14 protein-coding genes and 1 pseudogene are annotated in these 19,795 nt (G+C 65.2%); 5 read left to right on the top strand and 10 right to left on the bottom strand.

The window, feature by feature from the left end:
• Positions 1 to 171 precede the first annotated feature (171 nt).
• Complete coding sequence (locus BSIN_RS08750; protein WP_089340187.1) at positions 172 to 1,818, top strand: GMC family oxidoreductase; 1,647 nt, start codon at positions 172 to 174, stop codon at positions 1,816 to 1,818.
• Between the two features lie 103 nt (positions 1,819 to 1,921).
• Here the strand turns inward: BSIN_RS08750 and BSIN_RS08745 are convergent.
• The 9 genes and pseudogenes from BSIN_RS08745 to BSIN_RS08705 form a co-directional block, all read right to left on the bottom strand.
• A pseudogene (locus BSIN_RS08745) lies at positions 1,922 to 2,935 on the bottom strand (aromatic ring-hydroxylating dioxygenase subunit alpha).
• A 59-nt stretch (positions 2,936 to 2,994) separates the two neighbouring features.
• On the bottom strand, positions 2,995 to 3,180 hold the full coding sequence (locus BSIN_RS08740) for a rubredoxin (RefSeq protein WP_082709858.1): 186 nt from the start codon (positions 3,178 to 3,180) through the stop codon (positions 2,995 to 2,997).
• On the bottom strand, positions 3,177 to 4,094 hold the full coding sequence (locus BSIN_RS08735; protein ID WP_089340186.1) for an alpha/beta fold hydrolase: 918 nt from the start codon (positions 4,092 to 4,094) through the stop codon (positions 3,177 to 3,179). The genes BSIN_RS08740 and BSIN_RS08735 overlap by 4 nt, the downstream gene beginning before the upstream one ends.
• Positions 4,091 to 5,209 carry a fatty acid desaturase gene (locus tag BSIN_RS08730; RefSeq protein WP_059513653.1) on the bottom strand — a complete coding sequence of 373 codons (1,119 nt, stop codon included), beginning with the start codon at positions 5,207 to 5,209 and terminating at the stop codon, positions 4,091 to 4,093. The genes BSIN_RS08735 and BSIN_RS08730 overlap by 4 nt, the downstream gene beginning before the upstream one ends.
• Before the next feature lie 13 nt (positions 5,210 to 5,222).
• Positions 5,223 to 5,543, bottom strand: coding sequence for an acyl carrier protein (locus tag BSIN_RS08725; protein ID WP_059513655.1), 321 nt, complete (start codon positions 5,541 to 5,543; stop codon positions 5,223 to 5,225).
• Between the two features lie 64 nt (positions 5,544 to 5,607).
• Positions 5,608 to 6,606, bottom strand: coding sequence for an acyl-CoA desaturase (locus tag BSIN_RS08720; RefSeq protein WP_089340185.1), 999 nt, complete (start codon positions 6,604 to 6,606; stop codon positions 5,608 to 5,610).
• A gap of 52 nt (positions 6,607 to 6,658) precedes the next feature.
• Positions 6,659 to 7,621, bottom strand: coding sequence for an acyl-CoA desaturase (locus BSIN_RS08715; protein WP_089340184.1), 963 nt, complete (start codon positions 7,619 to 7,621; stop codon positions 6,659 to 6,661).
• 58 nt (positions 7,622 to 7,679) lie between these two features.
• The gene (locus tag BSIN_RS08710; RefSeq protein WP_089340183.1) at positions 7,680 to 9,491 is read right to left on the bottom strand and encodes a fatty acyl-AMP ligase; all 1,812 of its coding nucleotides are present in this window, start codon (positions 9,489 to 9,491) and stop codon (positions 7,680 to 7,682) included.
• Between the two features lie 337 nt (positions 9,492 to 9,828).
• Positions 9,829 to 11,139, bottom strand: coding sequence for a YbfB/YjiJ family MFS transporter (locus BSIN_RS08705; RefSeq protein ID WP_089340202.1), 1,311 nt, complete (start codon positions 11,137 to 11,139; stop codon positions 9,829 to 9,831).
• Between the two features lie 149 nt (positions 11,140 to 11,288).
• Here BSIN_RS08705 and BSIN_RS08700 point away from each other — a divergent pair, with 149 nt between their 5' ends.
• Entirely contained in the window at positions 11,289 to 12,236 is a 948-nt protein-coding gene (locus BSIN_RS08700) for a LysR substrate-binding domain-containing protein (RefSeq protein WP_059513666.1), read from the top strand.
• A 398-nt stretch (positions 12,237 to 12,634) separates the two neighbouring features.
• Here the strand turns inward: BSIN_RS08700 and alaS are convergent, their stop codons facing one another.
• On the bottom strand, positions 12,635 to 15,259 hold the full coding sequence (gene alaS, locus BSIN_RS08695) for an alanine--tRNA ligase (RefSeq protein WP_089340201.1): 2,625 nt from the start codon (positions 15,257 to 15,259) through the stop codon (positions 12,635 to 12,637).
• Between the two features lie 676 nt (positions 15,260 to 15,935).
• Between alaS and BSIN_RS08685 the strand changes: the two genes are divergently transcribed.
• The 3 genes from BSIN_RS08685 to BSIN_RS08675 all read left to right on the top strand — a co-directional run bounded on the left by BSIN_RS08685 (position 15,936) and on the right by BSIN_RS08675 (position 19,730).
• On the top strand, positions 15,936 to 17,411 hold the full coding sequence (locus tag BSIN_RS08685) for a hypothetical protein (protein ID WP_143757385.1): 1,476 nt from the start codon (positions 15,936 to 15,938) through the stop codon (positions 17,409 to 17,411).
• Positions 17,412 to 17,605: 194 nt separating this feature from the next.
• Complete coding sequence (locus tag BSIN_RS08680) at positions 17,606 to 18,826, top strand: CaiB/BaiF CoA transferase family protein (protein WP_059513675.1); 1,221 nt, start codon at positions 17,606 to 17,608, stop codon at positions 18,824 to 18,826.
• A 94-nt stretch (positions 18,827 to 18,920) separates the two neighbouring features.
• Positions 18,921 to 19,730, top strand: a complete 810-nt coding sequence (locus BSIN_RS08675) for a hypothetical protein (RefSeq protein ID WP_059513677.1) — start codon at positions 18,921 to 18,923, stop codon at positions 19,728 to 19,730.
• Positions 19,731 to 19,795: the final 65 nt, after the last annotated feature.

Raw genomic sequence — 19,795 nt, 5'->3', positions numbered from 1 at the left:
ATATGCATATACACATTAAGTGCCGGAGGCCGACGCCATCGAATTGGCATCCGAATCATCGATGCAAACATCCATAGGGGGCATAAGGTGAAGAAGCGAGACTTATCGATAGGACAACAAATCGATGCGTTGCAATGGGCGGCCATCAACGGACGCATTTCACGCCGTCAGATGATCAAACAGTTGCTCGCCCTCGGCATGTCCGCCGCGTCGGCGACGTCGATGGCCGTGCACGCCCAGGCCGCATGGACCAATCAAAGCACGCTGCGCAACGCGCTTCGCGACGAATACGATTACATCATCGTCGGTGCGGGCTCAGCCGGTTGCGTATTGGCCAACCGGCTTTCGGACACGGGCGCGTCGGTGCTGCTGATCGAAGCCGGCACCGACCGCATCAACGAGCCGCAGATCGCGCGGGCAGCGCTCTGGCAACGCAATCCGATGAGCTATGCGTACTGGAGCCGTCTAACCGTCGCGCAGCCCGCGTTCGGCTCGCGCCCTGCGCTTGCCGGCAGCGGCACGATCTGGGGCGGCAGCGGCAGCATCAACGCATTGCTGTGCCTACGTGGCGATCTGCGCGACTACCTGCAATGGCAAGCGCGAGTCGGCCCGGCCTGGAACGTCGCAGCGCTCTATGCCGCGTATTTGCGCACCGAAAACTACATCGCGGGCGATAACCCGCTGCGCGGACATCATGGCCCGCTGACCGTAAGCCGCTTCTCGCAAGACCATCCGCTCACGCCCGCCTACCTCGCGGCCGGCCGCGAACTCGGGCTCGCGCAGATCGAACTCAACAGCGGCGGCTCGCTCGACGGCATCGGCGTCAGCGAGCTTCACGTGACGCCCGACGGCTCACGCTCGGGCCCGGCCGAAGGCTATCTCGTGCCGGCCCTCACGCGGCCGAATCTCACCGTGCTGTCCGAGACCCTCGTCACCCATCTCACGCTCAAAGGCTCGCGTTGCACCGGCGTCACCCTGGTCGCCGGCGGGCAGACGCGCAGTATCGCGGCCAAGCGCGAGGTCGTGTTGAGCGCCGGCGTGTTCGAATCGCCGAAGCTGCTGATGCTGTCCGGCATCGGCCGCGCCGATCAACTCTCGCCGTTCGGCATTCCGGTGCGCCACGAGCTGAAAGCGGTCGGCCAAAATCTTCAGGATCACTCACTGCTCTATAACATCTTGATGAAAGCGCGCAACCCGGTGCCGCAGTTCGACACGATGACGGGTGCGGCCGCGATCGCCTATTTTCGCACCGCGCGCACCCGCGTCACCGAATCGCCGGACATCCAGATCCTGTTGTCGGTCAATCCGTTCTTCACGAACGCGGTGCCGCCTACAGGCGGGTTCAGCATCGTGCCGATCTACGTGAAGCCGCGCTCGCGCGGCAGTGTCACGTTGACGAGCACCGATCCTCGACAGCCGTTGGCGATCGACCCGCGTTATCTGCAACATCCGGTTGAAATAGACGGCATGATCGAAGCGCTCGATCGTGCGATCGACATCGGCAACTCAAGCGCACTGCGGCCATATACGACCGGCTTCGTCACGCCCGGGCCGTTGCGCACCCGCACGGACAAGCTCGCATTTATCGCAAACAACGGCGGTGCGGGCTTCCATCAAATCGGCACTTGCGTGGCGGGAACTCACCCGGCACAGAGCGTCGTCGACCCGCATTTCCGGGTCTGGGGCATCGACGGCCTGCGCATCGTCGATGGTTCCGTGATTCCTTACCTGCCGTGCGTCAACATCAACGCGCCGATCCTCTCGCTCGCCGAACTGGCGGCGCATTTCATCGCCCGCGACGCGCTCGCGGCAGCCTGACGATACGATGGCGGGCGGTGCTCTCGCGCCGCCCGCCCCGCCCAATCACTTGACGCCTTTCGCCTGCGGCCGGCGCGATGCGCCGAGCCGCCTCAAATGGTAACTACTTCGCCTGCGCGACGTCGACCGACTGCTCGGCCGCGACGAGCCGATCAAGCATCGCGCGCGCGACGAACGATGGCTGATCGACGACCAGATGCACGATGGGCGCGTCTTCGCGCCAATTGTTCTGCTGCGCCTCGGTCACCACTTTGTCTTCCTGAATCGTCGAATAGATCTGCTTGCCCGCCATCTCGGTCAATTCAGCGTTATCGATCAGGAAATCCCGATGCAGGCCGAGAAACGCATGGCAGCTCTTCTCCGTTTCGGGTGTGAAAATCGTCGTCGTGTATAGCCGGAATGCCGGGCCTTGCGCGCCGCCGGGCGGCCGTGCGATGGTCTCGATGCGCACGTTGCCGACCGGCCAGAACACCATCTCCTGGGTACGGTCGATGAACTCGAGCTTCATCAGCTTGTGCAGCAGCGGCGAATTGCGCTCGCCGTGCGTGGTGCGCGAGACGCGCACTTCGTGATCGTTGCTCGTGAACACGGGCGGCGTCGTCGCGATCGCATCCGAGCCGATGGTCGACTAATGGACGAACGCGATATGCGACAGATCGAGCAGATTGTCAACGCCGAGCCGATAGTCGGTGCCGATGTGAATGTATTGCACCTGCCCGGCGAACTCCGGCGACGCGCAGATCGAATGATCGGGAATCGCCGCTTCGTCGAGCAGCGCCGGATCGCCCATCCACAGCCAGACGAACCCGTGACGCTCGCGCGCCGGATAACGCTTCACGCACGCGCGCGTCGGGATCGTCGCCTGACTCGGGATATACACGCATTGCCCCGTGCCGTCGAAACGCAGCCCGTGATAACCGCATTCGATTTCGTCACCCTTCAGCCGGCCCATCGACAATGGCACCTGCCGATGCGCGCAACGGTCGTCGAGCGCCGTCACTTCGCCGTCGCTGCGCCGAAACAGCACGACCGGATCGCCAAGCATCGTCCGTGCGAAAAGCGCGTGCGTGATTTCAGCCGAGAGTGCCGCCACATACCAAGCATTCCTGATGAACATCGCTACCTCCTGGCAACATGAATCGACACTGCTCGCCCGTTGGCCGCAGCGAGTGCCGTTCAGATCGATATCATTTCGAAATCCTCTTTTCCAACGCCGCATTCGGGACAGCGCCAATTGTCCGGAATCGCCTCCCAGCGTGTGCCGGGCGCGATGCCGTCCTCAGGCGAGCCCGCCTCTTCCGAATAAATCCAGCCGCATACGAGACACATCAACGTTCGCATTTCCACAGTAGGCGTGCTCATGCGATTCGCTCCTCCAGATTCGACATATGCTGTTTCACGAATGCAAAAATCCGCTCGCGCACTTTCGCATCCGACAGGATGCGGCCGTGCCCGCAGCCCGGCATCGGCTCCAGCGTCGCGTGCGCCAGACCTTCCGATACCCGCTGCGCCTCGCAATACGGCACGACCGGGTCGTCAGGATCGTGGACGATGAGCACCGGCGAATCGAGCGCCCCGCCGCGCGCCGGAATATCCCAATGGCTGACGGGCACGCCGTTGCGCACGAGCAGCTCGGCGTAGATGCGATCGACGATCGGCCGCGGCAGCGCCATGTCGTTCCGCGCCCAGCGTTCGAGCACGCCGGTCAGCGCGGCGGTGGGCGCGATCAACACGACACAGCGCGGCCGCACGCCGCGCTCCGCGAGTGCCGAGATCGCCGCGATCGAGCCGAGCGAATGCGCAATGACGACGTCCGCACCGCCGACTGCATCGAGCACCGCGCCCGTCGCGCGCGTGAAACGCGTCATCGTCGTATGCTTGCCCGGCGAAATGCCGTGCGCGGGCGCATCGAACGCGACGACCGACAGCCCGAGCGTCTGCATCGGCTTGACGAAGCCCAGCATGCTGCTGCTATCGGTACCCCAGCCGTGCACGAGCAGCGCGCGCGCCGCACCGCCGGGCCAGCGATAGGCGCGATCGATGTCGGGATTGCCGGCGATCTGCATCGCCCGCGCGCCAAGCGGCACGCGATCGCTGACCGGCAGCCCATAGCCGCGCGTGAAGCCGAACGCGTCGGCCGCGCGCCGGCCCGCGGCCCTGGGCGCCAACCGGTAGAGCGCGCGGTAGCCGTACTGCGTGATGCGCTCACCGAACGACGGCGCCTTGGCCGATACGCGCGCGATCGGCGAAATGTCGGCGGTATCGGCCGCCGTCATTGCTGTGCTCCCGCAGCCGCCGCGGTCGTCGCGCCCGGCGCCGGCGACACTGGCACCGGCTCGCGCGACAGGCTCCGGTAATAGCCCGACTCGGGGTCATAGAAGTGGCAATAGCGGATCACATGCCACAACTCGCCGAAAGAAAAATCCTTTTCGCGGATCATCCCCGGAAACGCCGCCTTCAGCGCTGCCTGCGCCTTCGGCAGGTTGTAGAACGGCACGATCGGCGCGACGTGGTGCGCGGTGTGCACCGAAATATTGTGCGTGAGGAAGTGCAGCCACTTCGGATAGCGGAAATCCGTCGTGACGAGCAGCCGGCTGGCGTTCGGCGTCCAGTGCTCGGTAGGCAGGAACGGCACGTCGTCCGACGTGTGGTGCATCAGCGTCGTCGCGCTGAACCACGCATGGATCGCGAACCAGGGCGCGACGAAATACAGCAACGCCCCCGACACGCCGGTCAGCGCGATCAGCACCGGAAAGTAGATCGCCGAGGCGATCAGCACGAACGCAAGCGAGCGCTTCACGTCGCGCCGCATCTCGCGCTTCGGATAGAAACCCGGCCGGAAGCCGGATTCCTTCCAGTAGCTGATCGTGCCCATCCAGAAGAGCCACTTGCGCGTACCCGCATATTCGAGCCGTTTGAGCAACGACATCCGGTCGTACAGCGGCGCGGGAATCGGCCGCCAATCGGTGTCGAGTTCAAGCCGGTTCGTGTTTGCGTGATGCAGGTTGTGCGTATGCCGCCATGCATGAAACGGATACAGCAGCGGCAGCAACGCGACGTGCCCGACAATCAGGTTGAGCGTGCGCGATCGCGAGAACGAGCCGTGGCCGCAATCGTGCGCGATGCAATGCAGCCCCCACCCGCCCAGCCCCGCGAGGAGCCACAGCGGGATATAGAACAGCCAGTGCGGCGCATACGCCACACCGACGATCGCGCCGGCATACACCGCGTAGCTGACGAGGAATCCGAGCAACCCGCGCGCGACGCGCGGCTCGTACAGCGATTTGGGAATCGCGTCGGCAAGGCGCACGCCTTCGAGCGCCTTCGATTTCTTCAGGAATTCGTCGAAGCTCGGCGGCGGCGCGCTTGGAATGGAATAAGTCGTGGCCATGTGGTTCTCCCGTTCACGCCTGCTCAAGGCCCAATTCGGTCGCGAGATAACGTGCGAGGTCGTCGATGCTGCCGTGTTCGAACAGCAGCGCCGGCGACAGCCGCTGCTCGACGACCTTCTCCAGATCGCCCGACACCTGCACCGCGACGATCGAGTCGAGACCATACGCATCGAAGCGCTTGGACGTATCGATCGACGCGCGATCGACCTTCAACTGCTTCGCGAGCCGCTCGACCAGCCAGTTGCGGATCGATGCCTCGGACAGCGTGCCGATGTCGGCGGCCGCTGCCTTGTTCCGGCCGAAGAGGCCGCTCAAAATGCCTGCCTGTGCCATGAATCGACTCCTGTAAGTGAGAAATGAACGAGTGAAACGAACTTGAATGCCGTCATCGGCGCACTCATCGGCGCACGAATGCCTCGGGTTTCTTCGCGAGCCGCTCGATCGCGGCGGGCTCGGGCTTGCGCAATCCATGAACCACGCCGAACTTGCCGAGCGTCCACAACACCCACGCGCTCAGATCCGGCTCGTACCACTTGACCGAGTGGCGATACGACGCGGGAAACGCATGGTGATTGTTCTGCAGCCCTTCGCCGAACGTGAAGATCGCAACCGGCCAGTTGTTCGCGCTCTGGTCGTCGGTCTTGAACGGACGGCCGCCGAACATGTGGCAGACCGAACCGACGCACCAGGCCGCCTGATTCGCGAGAAAAATCCGGGCGAAGCCGCCGAACAGCAAACCGTTCCATGCCGCGTGCAGGCTGCCGCCGACGAGCCCGCCGATCGCGGCCGGCAGCGCAAGGCCGAGCACGACCCACCACATATACGTGCGGTGGTAGAAAAAGAGCCGCCTGTCGCGCAATACGTCCGGCGCGAAGAACGTCCATCCGGACACGTCCGGCGCCAGCATCCACGGCATGTGCGCATACCAGAGCCCGCGCGCCTTCGCGAGGAACCCGTTACCGAGCAGGTTCGGCGAATGCGGATCGCCCTGCTGATCGCTGTACAGGTGATGGCGGCGATGCGTCGTCACCCAGAACATGATCGGCCCCTGCGCGGCCATCGATCCGCAAATCAGCATCAGCCCTTCGAACCAGCGGCCGGTTCGAAATGTCTTGTGCGACAGATAACGATGAAAACCCATCGTGATCCCGCCCATGTGAAGAAAATAGAATGCGGCGAACAACACCAGATCGGTTGCGGCGAAATCGCCGAGCGCGAGCTGCCGCAACGCGAGGACGAAGCCCGCGAACGGCACGAGCATCACCGCGAGCGCGGTCAGCCGCTTGATGCGCGCGCCGGCGCCGATCAACGGCGAGACGCCGGGAATCTGCCCGCCGGCGGCGGACAATCCGCCGCCGGCATCGACGCCGGGTGCTACCTGAATCGACGAAGTCATGAGGGTCTCCAAATACGGTCAAAAGGAAGTCATCGAAGGGAAATCATCGAAGCTACCGGGATGAAGACGCGTCGGCGGCCGCCTGTTTCGATGCGTATCGCACATCCGTGACCAGGCCGACGGAATCGAGCAAACGAATGAACCATGCGGACGGATCCAGTTGCCAGAATTCGTGGTCGTTGTTGGCAAGCGCCGGATGGGCGTGATGGTTGTTGTGCCATGCGCCGCCCACCGAGAAGAGCGCGAGCACGCCGAGATTGCGGCTGTGATCGCGTGTCTGGTAAGGGCGCGTGCCGATCGTATGGCACAGCGAATTGACCGCCCATGTCGATTGATCCAACAGGAAAATCCGCGCGAGGCCGCCCCACAGAAATCCGCCCAGCACGCCGATCCACACATGGCCCGACGGTGCGAACAACGCGCCTGCCGCAGCCGGCAGCGCGAGACCGAGCGCCACCCACCAGCCGTAACGCAAGTTCAGATTGACGATCAGCCGGTCCCTGAGCAGATCCGTCGCGAACGCGTTCCAGTTGTCGCGGCGCACCGTAAACAGCCAGCCGACATGGCCGTGCCAGAGCCCGTAGAGGCGGCTCGCGCGGCCGTCGCGGTTCGCCTTGGGCCGCGGCGAATGCGGGTCGCCGTCCTGATCGGTGAACGCATGATGCATCCGGTGCGTTGCCGCCCAGAACAGGATCGGCCCTTGCGCGGCCATGCTGCCGAGCACGCCGAGCAGCACGGTGACGATCGGATGCCCCTTGAACGCGCGATGGGAAAAATAGCGGTGCATGCCCGTCTCGACGCCCAACGCGGTCGCGAAATACATGACGGCCAACAACACGAAATCGGCCGCGCGCACGCCGAACGTCCATGTATAGGCGATCGCGAGCACGAAGCCTGCCGCCGGCACGCATACCGTCAGATAGGCGAGCCGGCGCGCGCGCCTGTCGGCGTCGGCGTGCGCGCCGCCCGACGTGCCTGACGCGCTTTGAGAAGACAAAAGATCCGCTTCAGCCATGACAGACTCCGAAGAAAAAGAGCGGAAATGAAGCAGGCGAAAGAGCGTCGCGCATGCGCTACGCGCTTGCGGTGAACACGCGCAAACTGCCCTTTTGGAACGCCTGCTTACATGCTTGCCGACGCACCTTGCCGCTCGTCGTCAGCGGAATCGCGCCCATCGGTCCCAGATGCACGAACGCTGGCGCGACGCCGTGATCGCGCGTCACCGCCCGCGTGATCGCCTCGCGCACTTCGCCCAGTTGCGCGTCGTTGAGCTGTTTCGTGCGCTTGATCTCCGCGACGATGATCAGCGATTCGCTCGTCTCGCCGTCGACCGAGAATGCGACCACGCCGTTCGTGCGGATCGCGTCGTGCGCCTGCTGAACGGACCCCTCGATGTCGTTCGGATAGAGGTTGCGCCCGGCGACGATCACGACGTCCTTCAGCCGCCCGGTGACGAACAGCTCGCCGCGCTCGACGAACCCCAGGTCGCCCGTGCGCAGATAGCGGGTCGATTCGCGCCCGGGTTGCGGTGCGTCGACGGCGAGCGTCGCGGCAAATATGTCGTCGCTGTCGTCGCGATTCAGATACCCGGCCGCGACGTTCGGACCCGCGACCCAGATCTCGCCGATCGCGCGCTCCGGCAACGGCTGCCGCGTTTGTGGATCGACGATGCGCAGTTCATGGCCCGCCGCGACGGGCCCGCAGCCGACGAGCCTCGCCTGGCCGAGCGGTGCGTCCGTGGCGCCCGTGTACGGCAAGCAGATGCCGGCGGCGAGCGCTTCCTTGTCGACGTCGAGCAGCGTGATCGGCTCGCGTCCGCGCTTGCCGGACACGTAGAGCGTCGCCTCTGCCATCCCGTAGCACGGCACGATCGCGTGACGATCGAAACCGCGCGGCTCGTATCGCTCGAAGAAGCGTTCGAGCGTCGCGTAGCGGACCGGCTCCGCGCCGCAAAACACGTGCTGCAGCGAGCTGAGATCGAGCGAGGCCGCCTCGGCTTCGCTGATGTTGTCGACACACAAATCGAAGGCGAAATTCGGCGCGACGCTTGTCGTCACGCGATAGTCGTTGATCGCCTTGAGCCACCGGTACGGCCGCTGCACGAAATGCTGCGGCGACAAAATGACGAGCGGAAAACCGCTATAGACCGCAAGCAGCAGCGCTCCCATCAAGCCCATGTCGTGATACGGCGGCAGCCACGTGCAGCCGACGCGATCCGGATCGTCGCCGAGGCGCTCGGCAATCACCGCGCAATTGCTGACGAGATTGTCGTGCGTGACGATCACGCCCTTGGGCTCGCCCGTCGATCCCGACGTGTATTGCAGCAGCGCCGGAAGATCGGCGTCGACGGGCGGCAGCTCCGTTATCTGCTTCTTATATGCATATACATTTTCTTCATCAAAAAATTTTTGATCGATCCCGAGCAGCGCCGGCACGGCCTGCACGCCGGCCTGCGCATAGAACTGATTGAGATGCTGCTTCAGCAGCCCGAGCACGCCGGTGCCGGCGATGACGATATCCGGGCGCGCATCGCGGCAAATCGACGCGAAACGGGCGATGGCCCGCGATCCGGCCGGCGGAAACGACGGCACGGCGGTTGCACCCGCAAACAGAATGCCGAATAAAGCCGCCACATAATTCAACCCCGGCTCGAGCACCAGCAAGACGCGCCGATTATTAAGCGGGTACTGCAAAACGGCATCGCGCACGCGAATTGCCGCGTCATAAAAAGTTTGATAACTCCAGGTAATTACGTCGCCTTCACCATCGCGCAAAAAGATAAAAGCCGTGTGATCAGGCGCCTGCGCGGCGCGCTCGCGGAGAATATCGAGCAACGACGCACGCCGGTCACCGTCGCGTGGCGTGGGGATGACATCGATCGCCATGGAAGCCCTCGGTTGATGTTGTATGCCAGATCCCGGTTCTGGTTTTCCCGGTGCATACGCTTTTATATACGCGAGCGTTAAAAATTCAAAATAAAGTCGACTGATGAACTCTTCTACAAGTCGCCTCTCGCTTTCGGTTGACAGAATAACCCATTCAATGGATTTTCACCAAAAATAATTTGCTCTTTTTAGGTAACAAAAATCCATTCAATAAGCATCCACATAAATCAACCATATTATTTTTGGGCAACCTAAATTAGCCGGCAGACGATCAAAGTCCAATTACGATCGAGATGCATTCGCGGCACGGCGATGGTGCGCGCCTCACCAACATCGATCAGCGCTTGCCGCTTGCCCCACGATAGACAGTTGCCGCAAACCCGGCGGCGGCGGCAACCAACACCGCCGCTGCGAGCCATAACGCAGGCGAGAACGATCCCGCGTGCGCGGCGAGCGGCGCGGCCACGAGCGGCCCCGCGATCTGGCCCAGGCCATACGAAGCGGTCGCATATCCCATCAGCCCGACCGCACGCTCGCCATACAATCGGCGCGCCTCGCGCATCGCGAACAACGTGATCGCGGTAAAAGGCAACCCGACGAGTATGCTGCCGAGCGCAAATCCCGCGGCCGTGGGCCACACGATGCCGAGCATCACGCCCACGGCCTGCACCCCGCAGCAGGCAGCAAGCAGCAGTCGGTTGTTCCAGTGCGGCGGCAGCTTCGCGCCGAGCAGCGCACCGGCAATCACCGCCGCGCCGAACATCGGCCAGAACAGATCCGGCCACGGCGAATGCGCGGGCAATGCTGCGCGCGCGATCACCGGCAGGAACGTCGCCGTGATGATATAGCCGAAACCCGGCAAACCGTAGAGCAGCACCAGCCAACGCGCATCGCGCCGCACGGCCCGCGCCCGCGCCTCGTGAGGGACGAGGACGGGATGCCCCGCATCGGCTCTTTCTCTATGTGTATGCATCTTATTTGCCTTCGCGTTCATGCTGGCGTGCGCATCGCGTGCGCCGCCGCTCGCGCCCGCGCACGGCGCGAACGTGCGCCACACCGCGGCTGACAACAACGCCGCCACCATCGCGAACGCGCTCCATCCGAGCGCGGCACGCTGCCCGGCCAGCGCCGCCGCAGCCAATCCCGTGGCCACGATCCCGGCGCCCGGCCCGGTATAGATCACCCCACCCCACGCCGGCGCGCCGCATTGCGCGATGCGCGTCAATCCCCACTGCGAGGCGAACACGAATGTCCACGCACTCACCGCTCCCGCGGCAAAGCGCGCGAGCGCCCAGATCCAGAATGGACTGGCCACGCTCATCGTCAGCAACAGCGCGACCGTCGCGGCGAGCCCGCCGCGCACCATCATCTCAGGCGCAGCGCGGATACGCGCGCAAGTGATCGCGCCGACGAAATAGCCCGCATAGTTCGCGGACGCGAGCCATCCGCCGTGCCGAATATCCAAGCCGCCGCCTGCGAGCATCAAAGGCAGTAGCGGCGTGAACGCAAAGCGCCCGATGCCAAGCGCGACGGCAAGCGCGACCGCGCATGCCAGCGCCGCACGGCGCGCGGCGCTGGCGTCTGGCGCGGCAGGCGGCGAAATGCCCGCCGAGCCAACGGAACCGGTATCGCGGACAGAAGAGAACATACGCATCGGAATCGGCCTTGGGTCCACGTGCGATACGGCGGCGGCAGCCGGCGGCATCGCAACAACATGCGAATCGGTCCGATGCTAACTTGACGGAACGTTCTCTAAAAATGAATAATTGAGATTCGATTCATTTCCAGGAGAGAATTGTGGATCTGGCCGCCCTCGCGATCTTTCGTGCCGTCGTGCGCGAAAACGGCGTGACGCGGGCCGCAGCGAAGCTCAATCGCGTGCAGTCGAACGTCACCACCCGGATCAAGCAGCTCGAAGAGCAGCTCGGCGCGGCGCTGTTCGTGCGCGACGGCCGCCGGCTGGTGCTGACGCCGGCAGGCCAAACGCTGCTGCCTTACGCGGAGCGTCTGCTCGCGCTTGCCGACGAAGCGCGTCACGCGATTCGGGAGGACAAGCCGCGCGGCCGGCTGCGCTTCGGCGCGATGGAAAGCATGGCGGCCACCCGCCTGCCCGCGCTGCTCGCGCGCTATCACCAGCAATGGCCCGACGTCACGCTCGAACTCGTTACCGGCACGACCGGCCATCTCATCCAACAAGTCCGCGAATTCGAGCTGGATGCGGCGCTCGTCGCAACGCCCGTCGAATCGGCGGTGCTGGGAGAGCCGTTCGACACGGCGTCCGCGTTCACTGAGGAACTGGTATTGCTGACGCCGCGCGGGCATCCGCGCGTGCGTACGCCGCACGACATCCTGTTGCCGACACTCGTCGCTTTCGAGCGCGGCTGCGCGTACCGGGGCTATATCGAGCGCTGGTACGCAGCATGCGGCGTAAAGCCCGCACGGGTGCTCGAACTCGGCTCTTATCATGCGATCGTCGCATGCGTTGCGGCGGGCGCGGGCGTCGCGGTCGCGCCGCGCTCGGTGCTGGCGGTGCAGCGCGAGCCGGACAGCCTCGGCGTGCATCCGCTCGCAGATCTCGCACCGATCGTCACGCAGTTGATCTGGCGTCAGGGCCACTTGTCGGCGGCGCTCGGCGCATTGCGCGATGCATTGGGAGAAGCGGCTGCCGATGCGGCGGCGCTTGCCGAGGTCAAACCGCGCCGCGCCCAAGGCCGGCGGGCAGCGCCCGTTGCGTTGCCGGCCTGAGTCCGGAGCGCTCGCTCGCCGGCGGAATGCGAACCAGCGCAGCGTGCGCCGCACGCATGCCGCGCATAACGCAATAGCCCGCTGGATGGCTTGCCGAATGGCCTGTCGATAAGCGACTGAGGCATCGGCAAACCGCTCATGCGGGCCACTTGACGCGGTTATCGGCACTCCAGCCATACGATCGTCGCCACCCGAGCCGGTCCGGCGGCCTGCCGATCGTCATCGGCACAGGCGCCGCCCATGCAAACCAACGCGGGCTCGCGCCGCCGCGCGATACGCATCGCAATAGCCGCTCGTTATCGCCCCCCCAAAAAGGCCCGTCCCTCAAAAGAAAAAGCCGCGATTCGATTCGCGGCTTTTTCTGCACGACGGGCGCATGGCGCCCGATCCCGCGGCGCCTACAGCTTCGCTTCAACCCAGGCTTTCACGCCTGCCAGCGCGGCCGGCAGGTTCGCAGGCTCGGTGCCGCCCGCTTGCGCCATGTCGGGCCGGCCGCCGCCCTTGCCGCCGACTTGCTGCGCGACGAAGTTGACGAGTTCGCCCGCCTTGACTTTGTTGTTCGTGCCGTCGGTCACGCCGGCAATCAGGCTGACCTTGCCGCCGTCGACTGCCGCGAGCACGATCGCCGCGCTCTTCAACTTGTCCTTGAGCTTGTCGACCGTCTCACGCAGCGTCTTCACATCGGCGCCGTCGAGCGTCGCCGCGAGCACGCGCACGCCGCGCACTTCGACCGCCTGCTGCGCAAGCTCGTCGCCTTGATTCGACGCGAGCTTCGATTTCAGCGCGGCCAGTTCCCGCTCGAGCGATTTCACCTGGTCCTGCACCTGGCCGATGCGCTGCACCAGTTCGGAAGGCTGCGCCTTCAGCGCGGCGGCCGCGGCATTCACGCGCGCGTCGAGCGCCTGCACATAGTGCAGCGCGTTGTCGCCCGTGATCGCCTCGACACGGCGAATCCCTGCCGCGACGCCGCCTTCCGCGACGATCTTGAAAAGACCGATATCGCCCGAGCGCTGCACGTGCGTGCCGCCGCACAGCTCGCGCGAAAAACCGAGATCGAGCACACGCACCTCGTCGCCGTACTTCTCGCCGAAGAGCGCCATCGCGCCGCCCTTCACCGCTTCGTCGTAAGGCATCACGCGCACGATGCCCGGTGCGTTCGCCAGCACCTGCTCGTTGACGAGCGCCTCGACGCGGCGGATCTCGTCGTCGGTCAGCGGCGCGTTGTGGGCGAAATCGAAGCGGGTCTTGTCCGCATCGACGAGCGAACCCTTCTGCTGCACGTGCGCGCCGAGCACGTCGCGCAGCGCCTTGTGCATCAGGTGGGTCGCCGAGTGATTGCGGGCCGTGCGCGCGCGGCGTTGCGCGTCGATCTCCGCGCGAACCGCGTCGCCCACCTTGAGCGTGCCTTGCACGAGCGTACCGTGGTGACCGATCACGTCGGCCTGAATCTTCAGCGTATCGGCCACCGCGAAGCGCACGCTCGCATTCGCGAGCGTGCCCTGATCGCCGACCTGGCCGCCCGATTCGGCGTAGAACGGCGTATGGTCGAGCACGACGACTGCCTGCTGGCCCGCCGTCGCTTCGTTGACGGCCGTGCCGTCGACAAAGAGCGCGGTGACCTTGGCGTCGTCGAACGCGATTTCGTCGTAGCCGTGAAACGTCGTCTTCGCGCCGCTGTACTCGAGGCCCTGCGCCGCCTTGAACTTGCCCGCCGCGCGCGCCTGCTCGCGCTGACGCGCCATCGCGTCGTCGAAAGCCGGCTCGTCGACCGTGACGCCGCGCTCGCGGCACACGTCGGCCGTCAGATCGAGCGGAAAGCCGTAGGTGTCGTGCAGCTTGAACGCCAGTTCGCCGTCGAGCACCTTGCCGCCCTTCGCTTCGAGTTCGCCCAGCGCGGCTTCGAGGATCGACATGCCGTGCTCGATCGTCTCGAAGAAACGTTCCTCCTCCTGGCGCAACACGCTGGTCACACGCGGCCCGGCCTCCTTCAACTCCGGATACGCATCGCCCATCTCGGCGACGAGATCCGCGACGAGCTGATGGAAAAACGGCGCCTTGCGCCCGAGCTTGTAGCCATGACGGATCGCCCGGCGCACGATCCGGCGCAGCACGTAGCCGCGGCCTTCATTGCCCGGAATCACGCCGTCGACGATCAGGAACGAGCACGCGCGGATGTGATCGGCGATCACCTTCAGCGAATTGTTGCCGAGATCGGCGACGCCCGTTTCGCGCGCGGCCGCGGCGATCAGCTTCTGGAACAGGTCGATCTCGTAGTTGCTGTGCACGTGCTGCAACACGGCCGCGAAACGCTCGAGGCCCATCCCGGTATCGACGCACGGCTTCGGCAGACGCGTCATGTTGCCCTGCGCGTCGCGGTTGAACTGCATGAACACGAGATTCCAGATCTCGATGTAGCGGTCGCCGTCTTCCTCGGCGGAGCCCGGCGGGCCGCCCCAGACGTCCGGGCCGTGGTCGTAGAAGATCTCAGAGCACGGGCCGCACGGGCCCGTGTCGCCCATCTGCCAGAAGTTGTCCGACGCGTAGCGCGCGCCCTTGTTGTCGCCGATGCGGATGATCCGCTCGGCGGGCACGCCGACTTCCTTCGCCCAGATGTCGTATGCCTCGTCGTCCTCGTGATAGACGGTGACCCACAGCTTGTCGGCCGGCAGCTTGAACACCGAGGTGAGCAGCTCCCATGCGTACTGGATCGCGTCGCGCTTGAAGTAGTCGCCGAACGAGAAGTTGCCGAGCATCTCGAAGAACGTATGGTGCCGCGCGGTATAACCGACGTTCTCGAGATCGTTGTGCTTGCCGCCCGCGCGCACGCTGCGCTGCGACGTGGTCGCGCGGGTGTACGGGCGCGTTTCGGCGCCGAGAAACACGTCCTTGAACTGGACCATCCCCGAATTGGTGAACAGCAGCGTGGGGTCGTTACCGGGCACGAGGCTCGACGAGCGAACGATCGTGTGGCCCTTCGATTCGAAGAACTTGAGGAATTTCTCGCGGATTTCGGCGGCTTTCATAGCGTGCGGGGAACGGTCAGGCCAAAACGTATTGAGCGCCGGCGCGCCGGCAAGCGGACGGACGGCGGGCTTCTGAAACATTCGATTATACGGGATCGCGCCCTTGTCGCGGCCGGCGGGCGTTTCACGCAGGCTCGAGTGGAAACGGCCGACCGCGCCGCGTGGCACCCGCGAGCCGCGCACGGCGTCTGCGGCCGCTTTTCCGGCGCGACGCCGCAGGTCCGTTGCGACCGCGTTTGCCTTGTCCATGACGCGCGTGCGCGGCTTTCGGCAGGCCGATGCGTTCGCCGCCGCACGCCTGGCTCCACAAAGAAGCGGCGCGGCGGCGCTCGCGCGGCGGGGCTGCCGACGTCAAGCGGCGCTGCGCCGAGGCGATGCCCGCGGCATGCTGTTGCGGGCAAACGCACCCGCCGGAGCCAACCGGCGGGCCCGGCATTCGGACCATCTATCGCGTTGCTCCGTTAACCGCCCCCTCGGCCGCTACGTGTCGATATCCGAGCAATCGGCACGCGCCTGTCTCCGGCATTCGCGCTTTCGGGTGAATGGCGTCCATTTCAGAAAACAGCACGGCTTCGTCGCTGCGACGAACTAGCATTGCCCGCTTTGCTCCCTGAGCCGGGTTTGCCCTCGGCAAAAGGGAAATACGAAACGAATGCTTCTTGGAGGTTCCTAATCAATGTTCACGGCAACGGACTCGAACAGCCGCCCAGACCGTATCGTCCCGCTCACGTATCAACCGGGCCGTCCGCCCGCCTCTGACGATCAAGCGAGTCGCAGCGCATCCGATCGCGCGGTGCGGGGTGTGATGCACGATGTGGCGGGACGTCTGAAGCAAAACGTGTCGGCAGCGCCGTTCACGGGAAAAACCGCCCATGCCGCGGGCGCCGCCCATGACACCGCCACTGCGGCAGCGTCACACGCATCGGCGCCGCCGGCACATGAATCCGCCCGGACGGCTGACGTACCACGCCCCAAACGGGACGGCTCGAGCTATATCTGGCAAGGCTTTCGTCAGACCATACGCAATCCCTTGGTGCGCCAGGCGCAAATCGCCATCCATCAGGGCACCCAGGCCATCGACGGCCAGGTCGCGCCGATCCTGGACACGGTCGATCAAGTCGCCCAAACCATCACTCGAGCCCAGGGCGTGCAAAACAATTTCCGTCAACTCGGCGAGCAAATCGTCCGCATGCAGGTCGGGGCGCGCGCCCATGATCAGCAAATCGATCAAGCCGAGGTGGAGCAAGCCCAGCGGACGTTGACGCAAATCCGGGACGCGGCGATGCAAGCGCAGACGGACATCGCCCGCGCCCAATTGGCACTGCGCTCGGCCCCCCAGATTCAGCGCGACATTCCCGCTGCCTGGCGGGCAATCCGGCGGACGCTGGGAGATGTGACGCGCGCGCGGCAAGACCTGGAGAACCCCGCGCCGGACCCGCACCTCCATCCGGAACCGCCGGCCGAGGAACGCCGGGCGCTGACGCTCCAGCTCACGCAGCTCGAAGGCAGGTTGCAATTGGCCGAGGACCGGCTGCGGCAGCTCCACGACAACCCGGCGCTGCTGCAGCGGGCTCGCGAAAATCTGCTGATCTATGCGAAGGATTTGCAGGTGACCCAAGACCGTCGGCTCGACGAGGTTCTGGCATCGCTGCTGAAAGCCTCCGGTGCGCAAAAACGCCCGCAGCCGGAAAGCAACGGCCACGGCGAGCCGCCCACCAAACATCCGCGGCCGGATAGCCACAGCGGCGAATTGAACCAGGAACTGCGGCGCTCGACCGACGATCGATCGCCCGAACGGCCCGGAGCGATTTATCCGCTGCCCAAGAGCGCCATCGCGGGCAGCTATGCGCTTGGCGGAAAGATGGAGCGCCACAACCTCGACAAGGCGCTGCTTTCCATTCAGATCAACAACCTGCAACCCGATTTGATCAACCAGGTCACGCCGCTCGTCAATAGCGGGCGCATCAAGTTCGACGTGACGGCCCGGGCAGCAGACGACGCAACGAACGTCGCATACGAGACAGTGCAGAACACAGAAATCGCGACCATTCGCGTCAACTTCCAGCACGAAAGCTCGACCCAAAAAAATGCACAAGAGCTGCTGGCGCTGTTCCAAAAAATCGTGGACCGATTTAGCGGCCGCCACGCGTAGGCCGGCGTCCGGCTTGATGTCGAACCGGCCTGCGGCTACCCGCAGGCCGGGCGCGCACGCGCGGTTTCCGGCGCCGTTGGCAGATTGCTGCGGCAGCCGGCCGCGAATCGCTTTAAGATGCGACGATCCCGCCAATCGGGCGGACGCCGCTATCGAGCGCGCCCCGCCAGCCAATCAAAGGAGACGAACCGACGATGGGAGCCTTGAGCCATATCCGCGTGCTGGACTTGAGCCGCGTGCTTGCGGGTCCGTGGTGCGCCCAGACGCTCGCCGATTTCGGCGCCGACGTGATCAAGGTCGAGCGCCCCGGGCTCGGCGACGACACCCGGCATTGGGGCCCGCCGTACCTGAAAACGCCCGATGGCGCCGAGACCGGCGAAGCTGCGTACTATCTCGCCGCGAACCGCAACAAACGCTCGGTGACAGTCGATATCGCAACGCCCGAAGGCCAGCGGATCGTCCGCGAGCTGGCCGCGCAATGCGACGTCGTGCTCGAGAACTACAAGGTCGGTCAACTCGCGAAGTACGGGCTCGACTACGCATCGCTGCAAGCGGTGAAGCCCGATCTGATCTACTGCTCGGTGACGGGCTTCGGCCAGACCGGGCCGTATGCGCACCGCGCGGGCTACGACTTCATCATCCAAGGCATCGGCGGCTTCATGAGCATCACCGGCGAGCGCGACGCGCTGCCGGGCGGCGGCCCGCAGAAAGCCGGCGTGGCGATCGCCGATCTCGCAACCGGCCTGTACGCGGCGATCGCGGTTCTTGCCGCGCTCGCGCACCGCGAGCGCACCGGCGCCGGCCAACATATCGACATGGCGCTCCTCGACGTGCAGGTCGCGCTGCTCGCGAACATGAACACGAACTTCCTCACGAGCGGCAAGCCGCCCGTGCGCTGGGGCAACGCGCATCCGAACATCGTGCCGTACCAGACGTTCGAGACGAGCGACGGCTGGATCATCGTCGCGGTTGGCAACGACGGCCAATTCCGCAAGTTCGTCGACGCGGGCGGCCGCGCCGAGCTTGCCGACGATCCTCGTTTCGCGACGAATCCCGCGCGCGTGCAGCACCGCGACACGCTCGTGCCAATCCTCGCCGAGATGACCAAGACGCGCAGCAAGCGCGCGTGGCTCGACGCGCTCGAAGCGGCCGGCGTGCCGTGCGGGCCGATCAACGATCTGGCCGAAGTGTTCGACGACGAGCAGATCCGCGCGCGCGGCATGCAGATCGAGCTGCCGCACCCGAGCGGCGCGACGGCCAGGCTCGTGCGCAATCCGATCCGCATGAGCGCGACGCCGCCCGATGCGCGCACCGCGCCGCCTCTGCTCGGCGAACATACCGACACGGTGTTGCGCGAGCTGCTCGGCTATGGCGACGCGGCAATCGCCGCGCTGCGCGACAAGGGGATCGTCTGACGCTTGCGGCGCGCGCCGGGGCATCGCGAACATTCTGCCGTCATAACCCGACGGTAAAAAGGGGCCCTTTCCACAGCCGATTCGAGGTATTTCGATGCCGTCGCGCCGCACCTTCCTGCTTTCTTCATCATCCGCCGCCGCCGCGCTGCCGCTCGCCAGCACGATCCTCAGCGCGTGCAACGACAGCATCGCGCAAGCCGCGCCCAGCGACGCCGAACTCAAGCGGCAAATGCTCGGCAAGCTGACCGCACAGCTGAACGACGCGGCAAGCGCGGCGACCGTCGAGCCGTATTTGATGGACATCGGTTTCACGTGGGATCTGCCGACGGTCCCCGCCGCGCAGATCAACCGGATCGTCGCGTACAGCTTCGGCAATCGTCCGAACGCGGCGAGCGGCAACACGCCGGCCAACGGCGGCAGCCAGAACGCGCTGCCCGACCCCGGCCCCGTCAACGAAGCGCTCGCGGACGCCGTCTACAGAATTCGCCAATTGAAGCCGGTCAAGGTCTATGCGCAGTGGGAAATCGCCCGCTTTCTTGCGTCGAAATACCAAATGACCGACGTGCATTCGATCGAGCCGGTGATCGCGGCCGATGGCACCGTCTCGTATCTGAGCACCGACGGCGTGGCGGCCGCGATCGTCGCGCTCGAAGGCAATGCCGCCGCGATGGGCAGCGTCGCAGTGGTCGGCCACCGCGACCATGCGAAGCGCTGCATCCAGACGTCGCGCGCACGCGGAATGAACGCGGCCGCGGCGGCCGAAGTCGCGCTGCCGACGTTGTACGATCCCCAGTCCGGCCAGGCTTGGACCCGTCGCCGCGATCTGTATCTCGTGCACGACATGTACGCGCAGTTCGGCGCGCTGCGCGCGAACCTGCTCGCGGCGGCCTATCCGAACGGCTGATTGATCGAACGTGAACGGCCGGCCGAAAAGCCGGTTGAAGCGCCGATCCGGGGGCGGCGCTCGAA

It is taken from the genome of Burkholderia singularis, assembly GCF_900176645.1.
Classification (GTDB): domain Bacteria; phylum Pseudomonadota; class Gammaproteobacteria; order Burkholderiales; family Burkholderiaceae; genus Burkholderia; species Burkholderia singularis.
Note: the sequence above shows the minus strand (reverse complement) of the source record. Positions and strands in the feature narration are given on the sequence as shown.

What these genes read in the sequence shown, in the direction of transcription:
- BSIN_RS08750 (WP_089340187.1), top strand. Translation starts at nt 172, where the DNA reads ATGATCAAACAGTTGCTCGCCCTCGGCATGTCCGCCGCGTCGGCGACG.
- BSIN_RS08740 (WP_082709858.1), bottom strand. Translation starts at nt 3,180, where the DNA reads ATGAGCACGCCTACTGTGGAAATGCGAACGTTGATGTGTCTCGTATGC.
- BSIN_RS08735 (WP_089340186.1), bottom strand. Translation starts at nt 4,094, where the DNA reads ATGACGGCGGCCGATACCGCCGACATTTCGCCGATCGCGCGCGTATCG.
- BSIN_RS08730 (WP_059513653.1), bottom strand. Translation starts at nt 5,209, where the DNA reads ATGGCCACGACTTATTCCATTCCAAGCGCGCCGCCGCCGAGCTTCGAC.
- BSIN_RS08725 (WP_059513655.1), bottom strand. Translation starts at nt 5,543, where the DNA reads ATGGCACAGGCAGGCATTTTGAGCGGCCTCTTCGGCCGGAACAAGGCA.
- BSIN_RS08720 (WP_089340185.1), bottom strand. Translation starts at nt 6,606, where the DNA reads ATGACTTCGTCGATTCAGGTAGCACCCGGCGTCGATGCCGGCGGCGGA.
- BSIN_RS08715 (WP_089340184.1), bottom strand. Translation starts at nt 7,621, where the DNA reads ATGGCTGAAGCGGATCTTTTGTCTTCTCAAAGCGCGTCAGGCACGTCG.
- BSIN_RS08710 (WP_089340183.1), bottom strand. Translation starts at nt 9,491, where the DNA reads ATGGCGATCGATGTCATCCCCACGCCACGCGACGGTGACCGGCGTGCG.
- BSIN_RS08705 (WP_089340202.1), bottom strand. Translation starts at nt 11,139, where the DNA reads ATGTTCTCTTCTGTCCGCGATACCGGTTCCGTTGGCTCGGCGGGCATT.
- alaS (WP_089340201.1), bottom strand. Translation starts at nt 15,259, where the DNA reads ATGAAAGCCGCCGAAATCCGCGAGAAATTCCTCAAGTTCTTCGAATCG.
- BSIN_RS08685 (WP_143757385.1), top strand. Translation starts at nt 15,936, where the DNA reads ATGTTCACGGCAACGGACTCGAACAGCCGCCCAGACCGTATCGTCCCG.
- BSIN_RS08680 (WP_059513675.1), top strand. Translation starts at nt 17,606, where the DNA reads ATGGGAGCCTTGAGCCATATCCGCGTGCTGGACTTGAGCCGCGTGCTT.
- BSIN_RS08675 (WP_059513677.1), top strand. Translation starts at nt 18,921, where the DNA reads ATGCCGTCGCGCCGCACCTTCCTGCTTTCTTCATCATCCGCCGCCGCC.